Consider the following 14,975-nt stretch of genomic DNA (forward strand, 5'->3'; position numbering starts at 1 on the left):
AGCGCTCGGGGTGCTTCAGGAAGTCGACCACCTCGGTGATCTCCTGCTTGACTCCCTCGTACCCGGCCACGTCGGCGAACGTGGTGCCGGGTCGCTCCGTGGAGTAGGTCTTGGCCTTCGAGCGGCCGATCGACATGATCCCGCTCATCTGACCCTGGGCCCGGCGCTGCATCCACCAGAAGAAGCCGATGAGGAGCGCGACCGGCAGGAGCAGGGGGATGAGGGTGCCGAAGATGCCCGACTGGGGCGTCTTGAACTCGATCTCGACGCCCTGCTCGCGCATCGTGGCGAGGTCGGCCTCGGGGATGCCGCCCTGGAGCGGGCCCGTGGTCGTGAACTTGTCGCCGTTCGAGCGCTCGCCCGTGATCTTGGCGCTGTCGTTGTTGATCTCGACGCTCTTCACCTGGCCCGCCTCGACGCGGGACATGAAGGTGTCGTAGCTGATGGCCGAGGCGTCGTCGCCCGAGGAGAGCAGGCTCGAGGCGACGATCGAGGCGGTGACGAGCCCGAGCAGCACCCAGAGCGACCATCGGGGCCAGGCCGAGTCGGACTTCCCTTGGCCCGGCTTGGTGCCTTTGCCCGCGGACGGCGGCGGGGGCGGCGGGGGCAGGTTGTCGGGACTCATGCGGCCGGGGCCTCCTCGTGCGACGCGCCGTGCCCGGTGGGGACCGTGAGCGCGGGTCCCGGGCGCGGGTCCTGCATCGCAGCCTCGCTGTCCATGGAGGATCATGGTAGGGGCCGGAGGGTCCACCGCCACGGGCGGCTCGGCGCGTACCTTTTGTGTCCATGAACCGACTCTGCGCGCGCCCCGGTTGCAGTGAACGGGCGACCGCCACGCTCTCCTACGACTACCGAGCGCGCGCCGTGTGGCTCGACGGCCTCGCGTTCGAGGTCGATCCCGCGAACCACGACCTCTGCACCCGTCACGCCGACCGCCTGTCGCCGCCGCAGGGGTGGGAGCTCCACGACCTCCGGGTCGCCGTGGTCGAGCCGATGTTCCGGGCCGCCCGAGCCTCCTGAGGCCACCCGGGCCCGCTCCGACCCCCGGGTCCGCCAGGGGCGCCGATACGCTCCTGCGGCGATGGACAGCGCTCCCGTGGTGACCGATGCGCGACCGGTCCGCTGGGGACTGGGCGACGCCTGGCTCGGCCTGCTGATCGCCAACGCCGCCGCGCTCTTCGGCGGCGTGGCGATCCTCGCCGCGACCGGCTACGTCGACACCGACTCCGACGAGCTGCCCCTCGCGCTCATCGCCTTGATGCAGATCCCGCTCTGGGCGGGCTACCTGACCATGCCCCTCGTCGCGGCCCGTCGCAAGGGCAACGGCGTGGTGGCCGACTTCGGCCTGCGGGTGCGTCCGTGGGACGTCCCGGTGGGCCTCGTCATCGGGGTCCTCACCCAGTTGGTCCTGGTGCCGCTCGTCTATCTCCCGATCTTCCAGATCATCGGGGAACGGGACGTGTCCGCGGACGCACGGGCGCTCACGGACCGCGCCGAGGATCCCTTCGGCGTGGTGCTCCTGGTGCTGATCGTCGTCATCGGCGCGCCCATCGTCGAGGAGCTGTTCTTCCGGGGGCTCCTGTTGCGCAGCGCCGAGCGCAAGTGGGGCAGGTTCTGGGCGGTCGTCGTCTCGTCGCTCGTGTTCGGCGCCGTCCACCTCCAGCCTCTCCAGTTCCCCGCCCTCGTGGCGGTGGGGGTGGTGTTCGCGCTGCTCACGCTGCGCACCGGGCGACTCGGCCCGGCCATCTTCGCCCACGTCGGGTTCAACGCGGTGGCCGTGGGCAGCCTGCTCGTCGCTCGATGACGCCGCGGCCGATCGGGCGGGGGACGCCCGCACAGGGGCACAGGGGTGCATTTGCGCCCTCAACTCGCCCTGCGGCGCGCCGATGGGGGAGGACCCGCTCCCCTGGAGACACCGCTCGTGACCCCCTCCCGCTGCCCTCGCTGCGACGCACCGTACGTGGAGATCGTCGTGACCCTCGGCGGCATCGAGGCGACCATGGCGTCGTGCTCCAACTGCGACCAGCGGGTGTGGACACGCCACGGGCAGCCCGTCGATCTCGAGGGTGTGCTGGCCGACCTGCACGTCGAACGCCGCACCTGACGCAGCCACCGCGGTGCGGAGTGCCACGATGGCGGGCGCGATGACCGACACCCTCACCGCCGAACGGCCCGGAGACGACGCGCCCGACGCCGGGGCCGACGAGGACGACGATCGTGCCGGTGCGGCCGAGGAGCAGGCCGATGACGGTGGGCCCCGGGGCTCCCGTTGGGCTCGCCTGCGCTCGATGCCCGCAGAGGGATGGATCACCCTCGGGGTCGTGGCGGTGTGCGTGGGCTTCACCCTCTCGCACCTCCAACCCAGCCTGCTGATCGCCGACACCACGCCGGCGGGCGGCGACATGGGAGCCCACGTGTGGGGCCCCGCCTACCTGCGCGACCACCTGTTGGTACACGGCCGGCTCACGGGGTGGACGCCGGACTGGTACGCGGGCTTCCCCGCGTACCACTTCTACATGGTGATCCCGTCCCTCATGATCCTGGTGCTGGACCTCGTCCTGCCCTACGGGATCGCGTTCAAGCTCGTCACCGTCTCGGGGATCCTGACCCTGCCCATCGCGGCGTGGGCGTTCGGCCGGCTGTCCGGACTGCGCTTCCCCGGGCCACCCCTGCTCGCCGTGGCCACGCTGCCGTTCCTGTTCGACCAGGGCTTCACCATCTACGGCGGGAACATCGCCTCCACGCTCGCCGGCGAGTTCGCCTTCTCGATCTCGCTGTCGTTCGCCCTCGTCTACCTCGGGGTCGTCGCCCGGGGGCTCGAGACGGGCCGCCACCGCGCCCTCGCCGCCGCCCTGCTCGGCCTCTGCGTCCTCTGCCACCTGATCCCCGCCATCTTCGCCCTCGTCGGCACCGTGGTGTGGCTGCTCCTGCGACCGGGCCGTGGGCCGCTCACGTGGGTGGCCACCATGGCGCCCATCGGCGCGCTGGTGGCCAGCTTCTGGGTGGTGCCCTTCTACCTGCGTCGCGCCTACCTGAACGACATGGGCTGGGAGAAGCTCACCGACTACTGGATCAACCTGGTGCCCGCGGACAACCGCTGGCTCTGGGTGTTCCCGATCGTGGGCGCGGTCTTCGCGGTGGTCCGCCGAAGCCGCACAGGCATCTGGCTGGTGCTGATGGTCGGCGCGTTCGCCGTCGGCTTCGTCGTGGCGCCCCAGGGCCGACTCTGGAACGCCCGCCTGCTGCCGTTCTACTTCCTGTGCCTGTACCTGCTGGGCGGCTACGCCATCGCGGAGGCGGGCAAGACCGTCGGACGCATCGTCGGCCGCGCGACGGCGCCGCCGCCCGCGGTCGCGTCGGCGGCCTCTGGCCCGGCCGTCGGCCGCGACGGGGCGATCGATGCCGGCGATGGCGACGAGGTGCCCGACCCGGCCCCGTCCCCCGCGCCCGGCGGCGGATCGGGCACCGAGACCCCACGCCCGGCGCCGTCCGGCCTCTCGCCGGAGCGCACGGTGCGGCTGTTCACCCCGCTGGTGGGCCTCGTGTTCGTCCTCGTCCTCGTTGCCCTGCCCCTCCACGCGCTGCCCTTCGGATCCACGGGTGCCGACGGCGTGTACCGCTGGCTGGGGCTCCACACCTCCGAACGCAGCTTCGTCGACGGCTGGGCGCGCTGGAACTACTCGGGCTACGAGCGCAAGGAGGCGAACGCCACCGGGGGCGGCTACACCGAGTACCACGCGCTGATGCAGACCATGGCGCAGGTGGGTGAGGAACAGGGCTGCGGCCGGGCCATGTGGGAGTACGAGAAAGAGCTCGACCGGTACGGCACGCCGATGGCGTTGATGCTGCTGCCGCACTGGACCGACGGCTGCATCGGCTCCATGGAGGGCCTCTACTTCGAAGCCTCCTCCACCACGCCGTACCACTTCCTCAACCAGTCCGAGCTCTCCACGGCCCCCTCCCGGGCCCAACGGGACCTGCCCTACCGGAACTTCGACATCGACGCCGGCATCGAGCACCTGCAGTTGCTCGGCGTGCGGTACTACCTCGCCTTCTCGCCGCAGGCGGTCGAGGCCGCCGACGCGCACGAGGACCTCACCCCGGTGGCGACGTCGGGCCCGTGGCACGTCTACGAGATCGCCGACAGCGAGCTGGTGAGCCCGCTCACGAATGAGCCGGCCGTGCTCGAGGGCGTGAGCGACGCCATCCACTCCTGGTTGCCGCCGTCGGTCGAGTGGTACCAGGACCCTTCGCAGTGGGACGTGCCCCTCGCCGCCAGCGGTCCCGAGGACTGGCCGCGGGTCGAGGTGGGGGAGACCCCCGAGCGCGTCCCGGTCGACCCGGTCACCGTGACGAACATCGAGAGCGGGGACGACTCCCTCTCGTTCGACGTCGACGAGGTCGGCTCGCCGGTGCTCGTCAAGGTGAGCTACTTCCCCAACTGGCAGGTGTCGGGCGCCGACGGGCCCTACCGGGTCACGCCGAACCTGATGGTGGTGGTCCCCAAGGAGCGCCACGTCGAGCTGCACTACGGGTACACGAACGTCGACTACCTCGCCTGGGCACTGACCCTGCTCGGCCTCGCCGGCCTCGTGTGGCTGGCCCGGACGCCCCCCGTCGACATGAGCCCGCGGCGGGTCGCCGCGGGATCGGCGAGCGAGGACGCGCCGGGGGCCACAAGCGGCCCTGAGGGAGCTGACCACTCGACTGCCGACCGCACGTCGGCGGACACCGGTGACCCCGGCGTCGAGGCCGTTCCCGCGTCGTCGCCCAGCGCGCCCTCTCCGGACCCGGGCGGCCCCGTCGTCGACCCAGGGGCCGCCGACCTCCGGCCGTGAGGGGCGGCCTCCGGCGCCTCGTCGCCATCGGAGCACTGTCCACCGCCATCGACGCGGGCGGCTTCGTGGCGTTGCACGAGGCCCTCGGGTGGGCGCTCGTGCCGGCCGACGCCGCCGCGCTCATCGTCGCCGCCGTGGCCTCGTTCGTCCTGCACCGCGCCACCCTGGCCCCGGGCGACCCCTACGAGCGATGGGTCGATCGCCCGGCCGCCTTCGCCCGCATCGCGCTGGTCGCCGGCGCGGTGGACGTGGCCGTCGTCGTCGGCCTCGACGCCCTGGTGGGGCCGGCCACGGCCCTCGCACTGCTGTTCACGGTCAAGGTCCCGGCGCTCGTCGTGGCGGGCGCCGTGCGCCTCGCCGGCGAGCGCCGCCTGCTGTTCCGGGTGGTGCGCGCCGAACAGGACGAGCGGGTCGACCGGGGGGTGCCGCCCGGCCAGGTGCGGCTGTCGGTCGTGGTCCCGGCCTACCGCGAGCGCGACCACATCGCCGACGCGGTCGCGGCCCTGCGGGAGGCGCTCGAGCCGGTGCGGGTCGACGGTGGGCTCGAGATCGTCATCGTCGACGACGGGTCGGGGGACGGCACCGCCGATGCCGCCCGTGCGGCCGGGGCGGACCTGGTGCTCGAGCAGCCCGAGAACCGCGGCAAGGGTGCCGCCGTGCGGCGCGGCGTGCTCGACAGCCACGGCCGCACGGTCGCGTTCACCGACGCCGACCTCTCGTACTCGCCCGATCAGCTCCTGCGACTCCTGGCTGCCGTCGAGGACGGCTGGGACGTGGTCGTGGGGAGCCGGCGCCACGAGGACACCACCACGCTCGTCCGCGCTGGCCGTCTCCGCGAGCTCGGCGGTCGGGCCATCAACCTCCTCACGCAGGCGGTGCTGCTCGGCCAGTACCGGGACACCCAGTGCGGGCTCAAGGCGTTCCGCAGCGACGTGGCCCAACTGCTGTTCGGACGCAGCCGGGTCGACGGCTTCGCGTTCGACGTCGAGCTCTTCCACTTGGCCGAGCGCTACCGGCTCTCGCTCACCGAGGTCCCGGTCTCGGTGGCCAACTCCTCGCGGTCGACGGTGCGGGTGGCCCGCGACGCGCTGCACCTCGTCCGCGACCTGTTCCGCATCCGGCGGTGGGCCAAGCAGGGCCGCTACGACGAGGGCGTCGGGGCCTTCCCCGCCGACCGCTCGCTGCCGAACCACTGAGGCGGGCGCCGGCTCCTCTACGATGGGCAAGCTCATGGCGCAGATCAACGCGGTCTTCAAGGCCTACGACATCCGCGGCACCGTGCCCGACCAGCTCGATGCCGAGCTGTGCCGGGCCATCGGCGCCGCCTTCGCCCGCTTCGCCGCCGCCGACATGGCGCGCCCACGAGTCCTCGTCGGACGTGACATGCGTCCTTCGGGAGTGGAGCTCAGCGCCGCCTTCAGCGACGGCGTCCGCTCCCAGGGCGTGGACGTCGTCGACCTCGGCTTGTGCTCGACCGACATGCTGTATTTCGCTGCGGGGCGCGAGGACGCGCCCGCCGCCGTGTTCACGGCCTCGCACAACCCGGCGGCCTACAACGGCATCAAGATGTGCCTGGCCGGCGCCAAGCCGGTGGGGGAGGAGACCGGGCTCCTCGAGATCAAGGCCATGGCCGAGGCGGGGCTCCCCGACGCCGATCGGCCCGGTACCGCAACGTCGCTCGACGTACTCGCCGACTTCGCGGCCCACGTGCACTCGTTCGTCGACCGCGAGGCCCTGAAGCCCCTGAAGGTCGTGGCCGACACCGCCAACGGCATGGGGGGCCTGGTCGTGCCCGCGGTGTTCGAGGGGCTGCCCTTCGAGCTCGACCTCATGTACGGCGAGCTCGACGGCACCTTCCCGAACCACCCCGCCGATCCCATCCAGCCCGAGAACCAGGCCGACCTGCGCGCCCGCGTCCTCGAGACGGGCGCGGACATCGGCCTCGCCTTCGACGGCGACGCCGACCGCGTGTTCCTCGTCGACGAGAAGGCCGAGCTCCTCTCGGGATCGCTCACGACGGCACTCGTGGCCAGTGGGATCCTGGCCAAGCAGCCGGGATCGACGGTGATCCACAACCTCATCTGCTCGAAGGCCGTGCCCGAGGTCATCCGCGAGGGCGGGGGCACGCCGGTGCGCAGCCGGGTCGGCCACTCGTTCATCAAGGCGCTCATGGCCGACACCGGTGCCGTGTTCGGCGGCGAGCACTCCGGCCACTACTACTTCCGGGACAACTACCGGGCCGACTCCGGCCTGATCGCCGCCCTGGTGGTCCTCGAGCAGCTGTCGCAGGCGGGGGTGCCGCTGAGCGAGCTCCGAACGCCGTTCGAGCGCTACGCCGCGTCCGGCGAGCTCAACCAGGAGGTGCCGGACCCCCGGGCCATCATCGACCGCGTCGCCGAGCACTACGCCGACGCTGACCAGGATCGCCTCGACGGCCTCACGGTCGACCTCGGCGACTGGTGGTTCAACCTGCGCCCCTCCAACACCGAGCCGCTGCTGCGGCTCAACCTCGAAGCCCCGGACGCCGACGCGTGCGCCCGCCATGTGGCCGAGGTGAACGACGTGATCGGGGCGGCCGCCTCGAGCCTCCCCGACGGAACGGACACCTGATGGCCCTCGACCCGCAATTGCTCGACATCCTTGCCTGCCCCGAGGACAAGGGTCCTCTGCTCTACTTCGAGGACGAGGCCACCCTCTACAACCCCCGGCTCAAGCGCCGGTACGCCGTCCGCGACGACATCCCGATCATGTTGATCGACGAGGCCGAGACCGTGGACGACGCCGAGCACGACCGGCTGCTGGCCAAGGCCGCCGCCGAGGGCATCGCCCCGACCTTCGTCGACGAGGACGCCTGATGGAGTCCGCGTCGCCCCTCGACACCTGGTCGATGCTCGAGGCCACCGCCGGCCTCGCCGAGCAGATCGAGGTGGCGGTCGAGGCGGCTGCCGCGGTCGACCTCTCCGGTCTCCCGCCCCGGGACCAGATCGAGAACGTGCTCGTGCTGGGCATGGGCGGCAGCGGCGTCTCGGGCGATCTCCTCACGGTGGCGGCCGGGCCCTTCCTCCCGGTGCCCGTCGTGGTGGTCAAGGGCTACGAGCCGCCCTCGTACGCCAACGAGAACACCCTGGTGTTCGCCATGTCGTTCTCGGGTGACACCGAGGAGACGGTGGACGCGGTGACCACCGCCGCGCTGGCCGGTGCCCCCGTCGTCGCCGTCACCCGCGGCGGTGAGATCGGCCGCCTCGCCGCGTCGTGGCACGCCCCGGTGGTCCCCGTCGCCGAGGGCATCCCCGCCCCCCGTGCCGGCCTCGGGGCCATGGCCGCCCCGTCCCTCGTCGTGCTCGAACGCCTCGGCCTGTTCCCCGGTGCCACCGAGTGGATCCACCGGGCCGTCGACCAGCTCAAGCGCCGCCGCGACGCGCTGCTGGTGCCGGGCAACGAGGCCGAGATGCTGGCACGTCGGATCGGCCGGACCATCCCCCTGGTCTACGGCGGGAGCGGCATCGGCCACGTCGCCGCGTCGCGCTGGAAGACCCAGGTGAACGAGAACGCCAAGGCCCCGGCCTTCGCCAACACCGTGCCCGAGCTCTGCCACAACGAGATCGCCGGGTGGGGCCAGCACGGCGACATGACCCGTCAGGTCTTCAGCCTCGTGCAGCTTCGCCACGAGCACGAGCACCCCCAGGTGATGAAGCGTTTCGAGCTCGTCACCCGCTGGACCGAGGAGGTCATGGGCGGCGTGCACGAGGTCCGGGCCGAGGGCGACGGTGCGCTGGCCCAGCTGCTCGACCTCATCTCCTTCGGGGACTTCGTGAGCCTCCACCTCGCCTTCCAGGAGGGCGTCGACCCCGGCCCCGTGCCGGTGCTCGACGAGATCAAGGCCGCGCTGAAGGACTGAGTCCGTACGGACCCCCACCGGCCCCGCATGGCCCGGTGGAGCGGAAAGGGTGGCCCCGGGCGCCCCGGTTCTCTACACTCGCGAACGCTACGGGCTGATTCGAGTGGAGTCAGTGGACCCCAGCCTGGTTCGGCACATCCCTTCACCCCTGCTTCTGCGCGGGGTCTGACGAATCCAGGAGACACCCATGCCCGACACCGACAACACCGGCGACCTCGGCTTCAAGGTCGCCGATCTCAGCCTGGCCGACTTCGGCCGCAAGGAGATCCAGCTCGCCGAGCACGAGATGCCCGGCCTCATGAGCCTGCGGGAGGAGTACGGCGCGGCCCAGCCCCTGGCCGGCGCCCGCATCACCGGCTCGCTGCACATGACCATCCAGACCGCCGTGCTCATCGAGACCCTCGTGGCCCTCGGTGCGCAGGTCCGCTGGGCGTCCTGCAACATCTTCTCCACCCAGGACCACGCCGCCGCCGCCATCGCGGTCGGCCCCGACGGCACCGCCGAGAACCCGAAGGGCGTCCCGGTCTTCGCCTGGAAGGGCGAGACGCTCGAGGAGTACTGGTGGTGCACCGAGCAGGCGCTGCGCTGGCCCGACGGTGGCCCGAACATGATCCTCGACGACGGTGGCGACGCCACCCTGCTCGTGCACAAGGGCACCGAGTTCGAGGCCGCCGGCGCCGTCCCGGCCGCCACGGCCGAGGACTCCGAGGAGTACGGCTACGTGCTGGCGCTGCTCCAGCGCACCCTCGCTGAGGCACCGCAGCTCTGGACCGGCATCGGCGCCGGCATCAAGGGCGTGACCGAGGAGACCACCACCGGCGTCCACCGCCTCTACCAGATGGCCGAGGGCGGCAACCTGCTGTTCCCCGCCATCAACGTGAACGACTCGGTGACGAAGTCGAAGTTCGACAACCTGTACGGCTGCCGTCACTCGCTCATCGACGGCATCAACCGCGCCACCGACGTCATGATCGGCGGCAAGGTGGCCGTGGTCCTCGGCTACGGCGACGTCGGCAAGGGCTGTGCCCAGTCCCTCAAGGGCCAGGGCGCACGCGTCGTCGTCACCGAGATCGACCCGATCTGTGCGCTCCAGGCGGCCATGGAGGGCTACCAGGTGGCCACCCTCGAGGACGTCGTCGAGACCGCCGACATCTTCATCACCTGCACCGGCAACTTCAACATCATCACCGCCGCGGACATGGCCCGCATGAAGCACAACGCGATCGTGGGCAACATCGGCCACTTCGACAACGAGATCGACATGGCCGGCCTGGCCAAGGTCGACGGCGTCGAGCGCATCAACATCAAGCCCCAGGTGGACGAGTGGCGCTTCGCCGACGGCCACTCGGTCATCATCCTGGCCGAGGGCCGTCTGCTCAACCTCGGTTGCGCCACCGGCCACCCGAGCTTCGTGATGTCCAACAGCTTCACCAACCAGGTCATCGCCCAGATGGAGCTGTACGGCCACACGGACTTCTACGAGCGCAAGGTCTACACCCTGCCCAAGCACCTCGACGAGAAGGTCGCCCGGCTGCACCTCGACGCCCTCGGCGCCCGGCTCACCGAACTGCGCCCCGAGCAGGCGTCGTACCTCGGCATCCCGGTCGAGGGCCCGTACAAGCCCGAGCACTACCGCTACTGAGCGGCTCCCGGGCCCGTTGGGGCTCCGGTGCGGCGCCCGCCTCCCCGTGGGGAGGCGGGCGTCCGCCGTTTTGCGGGTCGATCGGCTCGTGGCTGCTTCGCCGGCACCCCTCCGGGATCGCGGGCCCGGAGCGTCGCGGCCAGGTGCGACGAAGGTGTCGCACCCCCTCCCTAGCCTCCGGGTCGTGTTCCTGCCGTCGCGCTGTCCGTGTTGTGGGGCCATGGGACCAGCGCCCTGTGACGCCTGCCTCGGGCAGTTGCGACCCCCGCCCTCGGCCGTACCGCCGGCAGGGATCGACGGTTGGTGGTCGGTCCTGAGCTACGAGGGGGTGGGGCGGGAGCTGGTCGCCCGCACCAAGTACCGCAACGCCAGGAGCGCGGTCGGGTGGCTGGCGTGGGCCATGGCCTCGACGATCGACGGCGGGTCGATCGACGTTGGGGCCATCGACGTGGTCACGTGGGCCCCGACCACGCCGGAGCGCCGCCGCGAGCGGGGGTTCGACCAGGCCGAGCTCCTTGCTCGGGCGGTGGCCCGCCACCTGGGGCGACCCTGTCGCCGGCTGCTCCGGCGGGCGCCGGGCCCCGCACAGACCGGTCGATCACGCGCCGAGCGCCACCACGAGGTGGTGCTGCGGGCGGTGGGTCGACCGTCACGCCGCGTCCTGGTGGTGGACGACGTGGCCACCACCGGCGCCACCCTCACCGCGGTCGCGGCAGCGCTGCGCCGGGCCGGTACGGTCGAGGTGTGGGCGGTCACCGCCGCCCGTACGCCCGCTCACGCCGGTGGCCTACCATCGGCCGCCGACGCCGTTTTCCAGGAGGGATGCGTGGACATCAAGGTCAGTGGCCGCCACACGGAGGTCTCGGACGCCCTGCGTCAGGCCACGATCGAGAAGATCGGTCGGCTCAGTCGCTACGTGGACGGCATGGAGCGGGCGGAGGTGCACTTCTCGGAGGAGCGCAACCCGCGCATCGTCGACAAGGAGATCTGCGAGGTCACCCTCGAAGGGCACGGCCACCACGTGCGCTGCAAGGTGTCGGCCCCCGACGGGTTCGCCGCGGTCGATCGCGCGGTCGAGAAGCTGGAGCACCAGCTCCACAAGCTGAAGACCAAGCTCGGCCGGCGCGCCGCCAGCCCCGGCGACGACCAGATCGTCACCAGTCTCCCTGACGACGCGGCCGCCTCCGCGCCCCGCATCGTCAAGACCAAGCAGTTCGCGATGTCGACCATGGACGCCGACGAGGCCCTGCTCCAGATGGACCTGCTCGGTCACGACTTCTACGTCTTCACCAACGACCGCACGGGGCGTGCCGCCGTCGTGTACCGGCGCGAGGACGGCGACGTCGGCCTGATCGACCAGGCCGACTGATCGCCGGAGCCTCGGGCCACACGATGGACGACGAGACGACGGATCCGCTCGGGCCGAACCCCGAGCCGGTCCGTGTGCTCATCTGCGACGACCACGCGCTCTTCCGGCGCGGGCTCATGATGGTGCTCGAGGAGGAGGTGGGCGTCGAGGTCGTCGCCGAGGCCGAGAACGGCGCCGAGGCGGTGGCCATGGCCGAGGACTTCGCCCCCGACGTGGTGCTGATGGACGTCGCCATGCCGGGAATCGACGGCATCGGCGCCACCCGCCAGATCGCGCTGTTCCACCCCTCGGCGAAGATCATCATGCTCGCCGTCAACGCCGACGGCGACGAGCTCTTCGACGCCATCCGCGCCGGGGCCACGACCTACCTGCTCAAGGAGACGGCCATCGAGCACGCCGCGGCCGCCGTGCGCTCCGTGGTGGAGGGCCAGACGCTGCCGACCCCGGAGCTCGCCCTCCAGTTGCTCGAGGAGTTCGACGCCCTGGGGGCGCTCCCGGCTCCCCCCGGCGGGGCGCCGGCGCCCGCCCTCGCGGCGCGTGAGCGCGTCGTGCTCGAGCGGGTGGCGGCCGGCGAGTCACCCGCCGCCATCGCCGACGATCTCTCCATCTCCGAGCACACGGTGCGCAACCACCTGCGCAACGTGCTCGGCAAGCTGCACGCCTTCTCGCGGTCGCAGGCCACGACGGAGGCGGGCGCCTCGAGCGCCGGCGGGCCGGCCGGGGGCGACCCCGCCGACGGGACCTGACCGAGACCGGTCCCCCCGGCCCCGCGGGCGGCCGGGGACCGCGGCAGGCCACCGGTAGGCTCTGGGCATGGCTGTCCTCGATCGCATCCTCCGCGCCGGCGAAGGCAAGAAGCTGCGCGCTCTCGCGGGCCTCGTGCCGGAGATCAACCGGTTCGAGCCCGAGATGGAGGCGCTCTCCGACGACGCCCTGAAGGCCAAGACGCCCGAGTTCCAGGAGCGCCACGCCAACGGCGAGAGCCTCGACGACCTGCTCATCGAGGCGTTCGCCGCCGTGCGGGAGGCCGGTCGGCGCACGATCGGCCAGCGCCACTACGACGTCCAGATGATGGGCGGCGCCGCCCTGCACTTCGGCTGGGTCGCCGAGATGAAGACGGGTGAGGGCAAGACCCTCGTGTCCACCCTCCCCGTGTACCTCAATGCGATCTCCGGGCTCGGGGTGCACGTGATCACCGTGAACGACTACCTGGCCAAGCGCGACGCCGAGTGGATGGGCCAGCTCCACGGCTGGATGGGCCTGTCGATGGGCATGATCCTGCCCGGCAACCACGACGCCGCCTACAAACGCGAGCAGTACGCCGCGGACATCACCTACGGCACCAACAACGAGTTCGGCTTCGACTACCTCCGCGACAACATGGCCATGTCCCGTGAGGCACAGGTGCAGCGGGGCCACAACTTCGCCATCGTCGACGAGGTCGACTCGATCCTCATCGACGAGGCCCGCACGCCGCTCATCATCAGCGGACGCGTGGCCGATGCCGCCCAGCTCTACTACCGCTTCGCCTCGGTCGTGCGTGACCTCAAGCGTGACGAGGACTACGACGTGGACGAGGAGAAGCGCACCGTCGCCCCCACCGACGAGGGCATCACCAAGGTGGAGGCCGCCCTCGAGATCGACAACATGTACGACGCCGTGTCCGCCAACCTCGTGCACCAGCTCCAGGCGGCGCTGCGGGCCAAGGAGCTGTTCAAGCGCGACAAGGACTACATCATCCAGCACGGCGAGGTGAAGATCGTCGACGAGTTCACCGGCCGCATCCTCGAGGGCCGGCGCTGGTCCGAGGGCCTGCACCAGGCGGTCGAGGCCAAGGAGGGGGTGAAGATCAAAGAGGAGAACCAGACCCTCGCCACGGTCACCCTCCAGAACTACTTCCGCCTCTACGACAAGCTCGCCGGCATGACCGGCACGGCCAGCACCGAGGCGGCGGAGCTAGCGGGTACCTACAACCTCCAGGTCGCGCCGATCCCCACCAACAAGCCGATGGTCCGGATGGACCAGGCCGACCTCATCTACAAGACCGAGGACGCCAAGTTCGGGGCCTGCGTCGACGACATCGAGGAGCGGGTCGAGACCGGCCAACCCGTCCTGGTGGGCACGGTCTCGGTGGAGAAGTCCGAGAAGCTCTCCCGCCTGCTCGACAAGCGGGGCATCCGCCACGAGGTCCTCAACGCGAAGCAGCACACTCGGGAGGCCGAGATCGTCACCCAGGCCGGGCGCCTCGGTGCGGTGACGGTGGCCACCAACATGGCCGGTCGCGGGGTCGACATCCTGCTCGGCGGCAACCCCGAGGGCCTCGCCCTGCGTGACGTGCGCGCCGAGGGGCTCGACCCCGAGTCCGACGAGGGTCGCGCCCGCCTCGTCGAGCTCGCCGCCCGCTACGAGCCCGAGACCCGCTCCGAGGGCGTGAAGGTCCGCGAGCTCGGTGGCCTCTACGTGCTCGGCACCGAGCGCCACGAGAGTCGCCGCATCGACAACCAGCTGCGCGGCCGGGCCGGTCGTCAGGGCGACCCCGGCGAGAGCCGCTTCTACCTGTCCCTCGAGGACGAGCTCATGCGCCTGTTCGCCACCGGCGCCATGAACTGGGTGATGGGCAAGGCCCTCCCCGACGACGTCCCCATCGAGGCGAAGATGGTCACCAAGGCCATCGAACGGGCCCAGAACACCGTCGAGCAGCGCAACGCCGAGATCCGCAAGAACGTGCTCCAGTACGACGAGGTCATGAACGAGCAGCGCAAGGTGATCTACGCGCGCCGCGACCAGATCCTCGACGGCGCCGACCTGCGCGCCGAGGCCGTCGAGTACCTCGCCGAGGCCGTCGACGGCACCATCAGCACCTACTGCGTGTCCGACTACACCGAGGAGTGGGACCTCGAGGGGCTGCGCAACGAGATCGGCAGCTTCTGGCCCAGCACCCTCACCGTCGAGACCCTCGGCCAGTGCGTCGGGACCGACGAGCTGTACGAGGTGCTCATGGCCGAGGCCACCGCCTACTACGAGGCCCGCGAGGAGGAGCTCGGCGCCGAGACCATGCGCAACATCGAGCGCCAGGTGATGCTGCGCATCATCGACCAGCGCTGGCGCGAGCACCTCTACGAGATGGACTACCTCCAGGGCGGCATCAACCTGCGGGCCATGGGCCAGAAGGACCCGCTGGTCGAGTGGCAGCGCGAGGGCTTCGAGATGTTCGGCCAGATGATGGGG

13 protein-coding genes are annotated in these 14,975 nt (G+C 71.2%); 12 read left to right on the plus strand and 1 reads right to left on the minus strand.

Going from position 1 to position 14,975, the window contains the following annotated elements:
• A partial coding sequence (locus JNK12_18495; protein ID MBL8777934.1) for an ATP-dependent metallopeptidase FtsH/Yme1/Tma family protein occupies nucleotides 1-625 on the minus strand: 625 nt, incomplete at its 3' end.
• Nucleotides 626-786: 161 nt separating this feature from the next.
• Between JNK12_18495 and JNK12_18500 the strand changes: the two genes are divergently transcribed.
• The 12 genes from JNK12_18500 to secA all read left to right on the plus strand — a co-directional run.
• Nucleotides 787-1,020, plus strand: a complete 234-nt coding sequence (locus JNK12_18500; protein MBL8777935.1) for a DUF3499 family protein — start codon at nucleotides 787-789, stop codon at nucleotides 1,018-1,020.
• A 61-nt stretch (nucleotides 1,021-1,081) separates the two neighbouring features.
• Nucleotides 1,082-1,804, plus strand: a complete 723-nt coding sequence (locus tag JNK12_18505; protein MBL8777936.1) for a CPBP family intramembrane metalloprotease — start codon at nucleotides 1,082-1,084, stop codon at nucleotides 1,802-1,804.
• Between the two features lie 156 nt (nucleotides 1,805-1,960).
• Nucleotides 1,961-2,104 (plus strand): hypothetical protein, encoded by a 144-nt coding sequence (locus JNK12_18510; protein ID MBL8777937.1) that lies wholly within the window; start codon nucleotides 1,961-1,963, stop codon nucleotides 2,102-2,104.
• 40 nt (nucleotides 2,105-2,144) lie between these two features.
• Nucleotides 2,145-4,838 (plus strand): hypothetical protein, encoded by a 2,694-nt coding sequence (locus tag JNK12_18515; GenBank protein MBL8777938.1) that lies wholly within the window; start codon nucleotides 2,145-2,147, stop codon nucleotides 4,836-4,838.
• The gene (locus JNK12_18520) at nucleotides 4,835-6,034 is read left to right on the plus strand and encodes a glycosyltransferase (GenBank protein MBL8777939.1); all 1,200 of its coding nucleotides are present in this window, start codon (nucleotides 4,835-4,837) and stop codon (nucleotides 6,032-6,034) included. Before JNK12_18515 ends, JNK12_18520 begins: the two co-directional genes overlap by 4 nt.
• Before the next feature lie 34 nt (nucleotides 6,035-6,068).
• The gene (locus tag JNK12_18525) at nucleotides 6,069-7,448 is read left to right on the plus strand and encodes a phosphomannomutase/phosphoglucomutase (GenBank protein MBL8777940.1); all 1,380 of its coding nucleotides are present in this window, start codon (nucleotides 6,069-6,071) and stop codon (nucleotides 7,446-7,448) included.
• Nucleotides 7,448-7,693 carry a Trm112 family protein gene (locus JNK12_18530; GenBank protein ID MBL8777941.1) on the plus strand — a complete coding sequence of 82 codons (246 nt, stop codon included), beginning with the start codon at nucleotides 7,448-7,450 and terminating at the stop codon, nucleotides 7,691-7,693. The genes JNK12_18525 and JNK12_18530 overlap by 1 nt, the downstream gene beginning before the upstream one ends.
• Complete coding sequence (locus tag JNK12_18535; GenBank protein ID MBL8777942.1) at nucleotides 7,693-8,736, plus strand: bifunctional phosphoglucose/phosphomannose isomerase; 1,044 nt, start codon at nucleotides 7,693-7,695, stop codon at nucleotides 8,734-8,736. The genes JNK12_18530 and JNK12_18535 overlap by 1 nt, the downstream gene beginning before the upstream one ends.
• A gap of 187 nt (nucleotides 8,737-8,923) precedes the next feature.
• Nucleotides 8,924-10,378 (plus strand): adenosylhomocysteinase, encoded by a 1,455-nt coding sequence (locus tag JNK12_18540; protein MBL8777943.1) that lies wholly within the window; start codon nucleotides 8,924-8,926, stop codon nucleotides 10,376-10,378.
• Between the two features lie 328 nt (nucleotides 10,379-10,706).
• Complete coding sequence (gene raiA / locus JNK12_18545; GenBank protein MBL8777944.1) at nucleotides 10,707-11,747, plus strand: ribosome-associated translation inhibitor RaiA; 1,041 nt, start codon at nucleotides 10,707-10,709, stop codon at nucleotides 11,745-11,747.
• 23 nt (nucleotides 11,748-11,770) lie between these two features.
• Nucleotides 11,771-12,493, plus strand: a complete 723-nt coding sequence (locus tag JNK12_18550) for a response regulator transcription factor (GenBank protein MBL8777945.1) — start codon at nucleotides 11,771-11,773, stop codon at nucleotides 12,491-12,493.
• A 67-nt stretch (nucleotides 12,494-12,560) separates the two neighbouring features.
• Nucleotides 12,561-14,975: preprotein translocase subunit SecA (gene secA / locus JNK12_18555; protein MBL8777946.1), on the plus strand; the 2,415-nt coding region annotated here is incomplete at its 3' end.

Source organism: Acidimicrobiales bacterium, assembly GCA_016794585.1.
Taxonomy (GTDB): Bacteria; Actinomycetota; Acidimicrobiia; order Acidimicrobiales; family DATDAH01; genus JAEUJM01.

Coding starts and splice junctions, on each gene's coding strand:
- JNK12_18535 (MBL8777942.1), top strand. CDS start 7,693: ATGGAGTCCGCGTCGCCCCTCGACACCTGGTCGATGCTCGAGGCCACC.
- JNK12_18550 (MBL8777945.1), top strand. CDS start 11,771: ATGGACGACGAGACGACGGATCCGCTCGGGCCGAACCCCGAGCCGGTC.
- JNK12_18515 (MBL8777938.1), top strand. CDS start 2,145: ATGACCGACACCCTCACCGCCGAACGGCCCGGAGACGACGCGCCCGAC.
- JNK12_18500 (MBL8777935.1), top strand. CDS start 787: ATGAACCGACTCTGCGCGCGCCCCGGTTGCAGTGAACGGGCGACCGCC.
- JNK12_18505 (MBL8777936.1), top strand. CDS start 1,082: ATGGACAGCGCTCCCGTGGTGACCGATGCGCGACCGGTCCGCTGGGGA.
- JNK12_18525 (MBL8777940.1), top strand. CDS start 6,069: ATGGCGCAGATCAACGCGGTCTTCAAGGCCTACGACATCCGCGGCACC.
- JNK12_18530 (MBL8777941.1), top strand. CDS start 7,448: ATGGCCCTCGACCCGCAATTGCTCGACATCCTTGCCTGCCCCGAGGAC.
- JNK12_18540 (MBL8777943.1), top strand. CDS start 8,924: ATGCCCGACACCGACAACACCGGCGACCTCGGCTTCAAGGTCGCCGAT.